A 722-nucleotide genomic window follows, 5' to 3' on the forward strand; every position below is an offset into this window, starting at 1 on the left:
GGCCCAGCGCGAAGACCAGCCTGCCAGCCCGATCGGGCGTCCGCACCGTCAGCCGCCGTGACGTCCGGGTGCGTCCGGGCGAGCGCGGCCACGAGCGGGTCGTACGCCTGGGCCGGCAGCAGCGGGCTCGGCAGCAGCAGGACGGACACGTCGTCACCGTACGTCCGTCGTCCGGGCTCGGCGCGGCGCGCCGGATCACCGGATGCTGGCTAGCGTGGAGCAGGCAGGAGGTGACGATGTCCGAGCGCGACCGGCGGTTGCACGAGTACCGCCTGCGCCTCGAGCAGGAGGCGCGGGACGACGACGAGCGCCAGGACGACGAGGCCGAGACCGAGAAGCGCCGCTCGCTGCGCGCCCAGCACCGGGGCCGGTGGGTCGAGGCGCAGGTGCAGTCGGCGATCGACCGCGGCGAGTTCGACGACCTGGAGTACGCCGGCAAGCCCATCCCCGCCCTGCAGCAGCCGTACGACCCGGACTGGTGGATCAAGCGGCTGGCCGAGCGCGAGGACGTCAGCGGCGCGATGCCGCCGGCCCTCGCCCTGCGCAGGGAGGACGCCGTCCTGGTCGAGACCCTCGACGCGCTGACCACCGAGAAGGCCGTCCGGCGCACCTGGACGACTTCAACGCCCGGGTCCGCGACGCGCGGCGCCAGCTGCTCGGCGGTCCCCCGGTCATCACGCCGCTGCGCCACGTGGACGCCGAGGTGGCGGCCTGGCACGAGC

Annotated in this window: 1 protein-coding gene; it reads left to right on the forward strand. The window is 74.9% G+C overall.

Going from position 1 to position 722, the window contains the following annotated elements:
- Positions 1-236: 236 nt before the first annotated feature.
- The coding region (locus AC2W7G_RS17735) for a DnaJ family domain-containing protein (RefSeq protein WP_485869592.1) at positions 237-722 on the forward strand (486 nt) is incomplete at its 3' end.

It is taken from the genome of Aeromicrobium sp. PFPM2_SD2, from assembly GCF_057364525.1.